The following is a 5,105-nucleotide window of genomic DNA, read 5'->3' as shown; positions in this document are numbered from 1 at the left end:
GCGGTCCGATTCTGCGTTCAGCAGACGCGGTCGCGCCGTCTCTCATGGGGATGGGACGTAACAGAGCCTTGGATCCTGGCCTCAACGTGCTGTTGAGGAGAGCTTCTTGGCGAAGCGTCTTGAGGTTATATGATCAAGCCGCACGGATCATTAGTACGCGTTAGCTCAATGCATTGCTGCACTTACACACCGCGCCTATCAACGACGTAGTCTTCATCGTTCCTTTAGGGGGCTTGTGCCCCGGGAGGTCTCATCTTGAGGCGCGCTTCCCGCTTAGATGCTTTCAGCGGTTATCGCTTCCGTACATAGCTACCCGGCAGTGCCACTGGCGTGACAACCGGAACACCAGGGGTACGTCCACTCCGGTCCTCTCGTACTAGGAGCAGCCCCTCTCAAACCTCCAACGCCCACGACAGATAGGGACCGAACTGTCTCACGACGTTCTGAACCCAGCTCGCGTACCACTTTAAATGGCGAACAGCCATACCCTTGGGACCGACTACAGCCCCAGGATGTGATGAGCCGACATCGAGGTGCCAAACACCGCCGTCGATATGAACTCTTGGGCGGTATCAGCCTGTTATCCCCGGAGTACCTTTTATCCGTTGAGCGATGGCCCTTCCATACAGAACCACCGGATCACTAAGACCTACTTTCGTACCTGCTTGATCCGTCGATCTCGCAGTCAAGCGCGCTTATGCCTTTACACACACTGCACGATGTCCGACCGTGCTGAGCGCACCTTCGTGCTCCTCCGTTACTCTTTGGGAGGAGACCGCCCCAGTCAAACTACCCACCATACACGGTCCCCGATCCGGATTACGGACCTAGGTTAGAACGTCAAGCACTTCAGGGTGGTATTTCAAGGTTGGCTCCACACAGACTGGCGTCCATGCTTCAAAGCCTCCCACCTATCCTACACAGAAGAACTCAACGTTCAGTGTAAAGCTGTAGTAAAGGTTCACGGGGTCTTTCCGTCTTGCCGCGGGAACGCTGCATCTTCACAGCGATTTCAATTTCACTGAGTCTCGGGTGGAGACAGCGCCGCCATCGTTACGCCATTCGTGCAGGTCGGAACTTACCCGACAAGGAATTTCGCTACCTTAGGACCGTTATAGTTACGGCCGCCGTTTACCGGGGCTTCGATCAAGAGCTTCGCTTTCGCTAACCCCATCAATTAACCTTCCGGCACCGGGCAGGCGTCACACCCTATACGTCCACTTTCGTGTTTGCAGAGTGCTGTGTTTTTGATAAACAGTCGCAGCGGCCTGGTCACTGCGACCCTCGATTGCTCTAGCTCGCACGAGCCACAATCAAGGGTGCACCTTCTCCCGAAGTTACGGTGCTATGTTGCCTAGTTCCTTCACCCGAGTTCTCTCAAGCGCCTGAGGATTCTCACCCTGCCTACCTGTGTCGGATTACGGTACGGTCGTCGTGATCTGAAGCTTAGAAGTTTTTCCTGGAAGCGTGGCCTCAGTGACTTCGTCCATAAGGACTCGTCTCGGTGCTCGGTGTTAAGACCCCCCGGATTTGCCTAAGGGATCCACCTACCTCCTTTCCCCGGGACAACCAACGCCCGGTACACCTAGCCTTCTCCGTCACTCCATCGCAATCACGATCGGTGCTGGAATATTAACCAGCTTCCCATCGACTACGGCTTTCGCCCTCGCCTTAGGGGCCGACTCACCCTGCGTCGATTAACGTTGCGCAAGGAAACCTTGGGCTTTCGGCGGGAGGGTTTTTCACCCTCCTTATCGTTACTCATGTCAGCATTCGCACTTCCGATACCTCCAGCAAGCCTTACAGCTCACCTTCGCAGGCGTACGGAACGCTCCTCTACCACTCAATCTTGCGATTGAATCCCTAGCTTCGGTATACCGCTTAGCCCCGTTAAATCTTCCGCGCAGGCCGACTCGACCAGTGAGCTATTACGCTTTCTTTAAAGGGTGGCTGCTTCTAAGCCAACCTCCTGGCTGTTTCTGCCTTCCCACATCGTTTCCCACTGAGCGGTAATTTTGGGACCTTAGCTGAGGGTCTGGGTTGTTTCCCTTTTCACGACGGACGTTAGCACCCGCCGTGTGTCTCCCGTGCTCTACACTTGCCGGTATTCGGAGTTTGCCATGGTTTGGTAAGTCGCGATGACCCCCTAGCCATAACAGTGCTCTACCCCCGGCAGTGATACACGAGGCGCTACCTAAATAGCTTTCGAGGAGAACCAGCTATCTCCGAGTTTGATTAGCCTTTCACTCCTATCCACAACTCATCCCCTACCTTTTCAACGGGAGTGGGTTCGGTCCTCCAGTCGGTGTTACCCGACCTTCAACCTGGTCATGGATAGATCACTCGGTTTCGGGTCTACACCCTGCGACTATTCGCCCTATTCAGACTCGGTTTCCCTTCGCCTCCCCTATACGGTTAAGCTCGCCACAGAATGTAAGTCGCTGACCCATTATACAAAAGGTACGCAGTCACCCTTGCGGGCTTCCACTGCTTGTACGCATACGGTTTCAGGGTCTATTTCACTCCCCTCTCCGGGGTTCTTTTCGCCTTTCCCTCACGGTACTGGTTCACTATCGGTCAGTCAGTAGTATTTAGCCTTGGAGGATGGTCCCCCCATGTTCAGACAGGGTTTCACGTGCCCCGCCCTACTCAATTTCATCGACTGTGCCCTTTCAAGTACAGGGCTATCACCTTCTATGGCCGGACTTTCCAGACCGCTCCTCTAGAACACAATCGACTTTTGGGCTGTTCCCCGTTCGCTCGTCACTACTCAGGGAATCTCGGTTGATTTCTTTTCCTCCGGGTACTTAGATATTTCAGTTCCCCGGGTTCGCCTCCAGCACCTATGTATTCAGTGCAGGATACCCTTGCGGGTGGGTTTCCCCATTCGGACATTGCCGGATCAAAGCTTGTTGCCAGCTCCCCGACACTTTTCGCAGGCTGCCACGTCCTTCATCGCCTCTGACTGCCAAGGCATCCACCGTATGCGCTTAGTCGCTTGATCATATAACCTCAAGTCGCCTCAAGGTCTGACCAACAACTGCTTTGCCTACTCGCCTCAACGACACGTTTTGAGACAGGATCTCAAACGCTCTGTTACGTCCCATGTTTTCAAAGAACTCGTCCAGGACCTCAACGTCCCAGCGATTCAATCTTGTGTGTGCGCTGTCACATCTCATCGCGGCTGGTCGAGCCTGGTGGAGCCAGTCGGGATCGAACCGACGACCCCCTGCTTGCAAAGCAGGTGCTCTCCCAGCTGAGCTATGGCCCCGTCGCTTCCAAGCCTTCCAGAACCATGGTGGGTCTGGGAGGACTCGAACCACCGACCTCACCCTTATCAGGGGTGCGCTCTAACCACCTGAGCTACAGACCCATGGGCTGGCTTTCAAGCACGCCGGTTCGGCGCGACGTGAGATGTGCAGGAAACTTGTGCGGACGCCCCCGAGCGGCTCAAAGCCATACTCTAAAGGAGGTGATCCAGCCGCACCTTCCGATACGGCTACCTTGTTACGACTTCACCCCAATCATTTGTCCCACCTTCGACGGCTAGCTCCAAATGGTTACTCCACCGGCTTCGGGTGTTACAAACTCTCGTGGTGTGACGGGCGGTGTGTACAAGACCCGGGAACGTATTCACCGTAGCATGCTGATCTACGATTACTAGCGATTCCAGCTTCATGTAGTCGAGTTGCAGACTACAATCCGAACTGAGAACAACTTTATGGGATTTGCTTGACCTCGCGGTTTCGCTGCCCTTTGTATTGTCCATTGTAGCACGTGTGTAGCCCAAATCATAAGGGGCATGATGATTTGACGTCATCCCCACCTTCCTCCGGTTTGTCACCGGCAGTCAACTTAGAGTGCCCAACTTAATGATGGCAACTAAGCTTAAGGGTTGCGCTCGTTGCGGGACTTAACCCAACATCTCACGACACGAGCTGACGACAACCATGCACCACCTGTCACTTTGTCCCCCGAAGGGGAAGGCTCTATCTCTAGAGTTGTCAAAGGATGTCAAGATTTGGTAAGGTTCTTCGCGTTGCTTCGAATTAAACCACATGCTCCACCGCTTGTGCGGGTCCCCGTCAATTCCTTTGAGTTTCAACCTTGCGGTCGTACTCCCCAGGCGGAGTGCTTAATGCGTTAGCTGCAGCACTAAGGGGCGGAAACCCCCTAACACTTAGCACTCATCGTTTACGGCGTGGACTACCAGGGTATCTAATCCTGTTTGATCCCCACGCTTTCGCACATCAGCGTCAGTTACAGACCAGAAAGTCGCCTTCGCCACTGGTGTTCCTCCATATCTCTGCGCATTTCACCGCTACACATGGAATTCCACTTTCCTCTTCTGCACTCAAGTTTTCCAGTTTCCAATGACCCTCCACGGTTGAGCCGTGGGCTTTCACATCAGACTTAAAAAACCGCCTACGCGCGCTTTACGCCCAATAATTCCGGATAACGCTTGCCACCTACGTATTACCGCGGCTGCTGGCACGTAGTTAGCCGTGGCTTTCTGATTAGGTACCGTCAAGACGTGCATAGTTACTTACACGTATGTTCTTCCCTAATAACAGAGTTTTACGATCCGAAGACCTTCATCACTCACGCGGCGTTGCTCCGTCAGGCTTTCGCCCATTGCGGAAGATTCCCTACTGCTGCCTCCCGTAGGAGTCTGGACCGTGTCTCAGTTCCAGTGTGGCCGATCACCCTCTCAGGTCGGCTACGTATCGTCGCCTTGGTAAGCCGTTACCTTACCAACTAGCTAATACGGCGCGGGTCCATCTATAAGTGATAGCAAAACCATCTTTCACTATCGAACCATGCGGTTCGAAATATTATCCGGTATTAGCTCCGGTTTCCCGAAGTTATCCCAGTCTTATAGGTAGGTTACCCACGTGTTACTCACCCGTCCGCCGCTAACGTCAAAGGAGCAAGCTCCTTGTCTGTTCGCTCGACTTGCATGTATTAGGCACGCCGCCAGCGTTCATCCTGAGCCAGGATCAAACTCTCCATAAAAATTTATGATGTTTGATTAGCTCATAATACTAAATAGTGTTTGTAACATTTAAGTTACTGTTTTGGAATTAACGTTGACATATTGTCAT

General features: G+C 53.4%; 2 tRNA genes and 2 rRNA genes. All 4 read right to left on the bottom strand.

The window, feature by feature from the left end:
- Positions 1 to 129: 129 nt before the first annotated feature.
- Positions 130 to 3,004, bottom strand: a 23S ribosomal RNA gene (locus AS93_RS0117900).
- 191 nt (positions 3,005 to 3,195) lie between these two features.
- A tRNA-Ala gene (locus tag AS93_RS0117895) sits at positions 3,196 to 3,271 on the bottom strand.
- A 25-nt stretch (positions 3,272 to 3,296) separates the two neighbouring features.
- Positions 3,297 to 3,373 (bottom strand) — tRNA-Ile (locus tag AS93_RS0117890).
- A gap of 92 nt (positions 3,374 to 3,465) precedes the next feature.
- A 16S ribosomal RNA gene (locus AS93_RS19775) occupies positions 3,466 to 5,016 on the bottom strand.
- Together the 16S and 23S rRNA genes with 2 tRNA genes alongside form the textbook arrangement of a ribosomal RNA operon.
- Positions 5,017 to 5,105 lie beyond the last annotated feature (89 nt).

Source organism: Pseudomonas sp. RL (assembly GCF_000647775.1).
GTDB classification, from domain to species: Bacteria; Pseudomonadota; Gammaproteobacteria; order Pseudomonadales; family Pseudomonadaceae; genus Serpens; species Serpens flexibilis.
The sequence above is the reverse complement of the archived record's forward strand: the minus strand, read 5'-3'. Positions and strand labels throughout refer to the sequence as shown.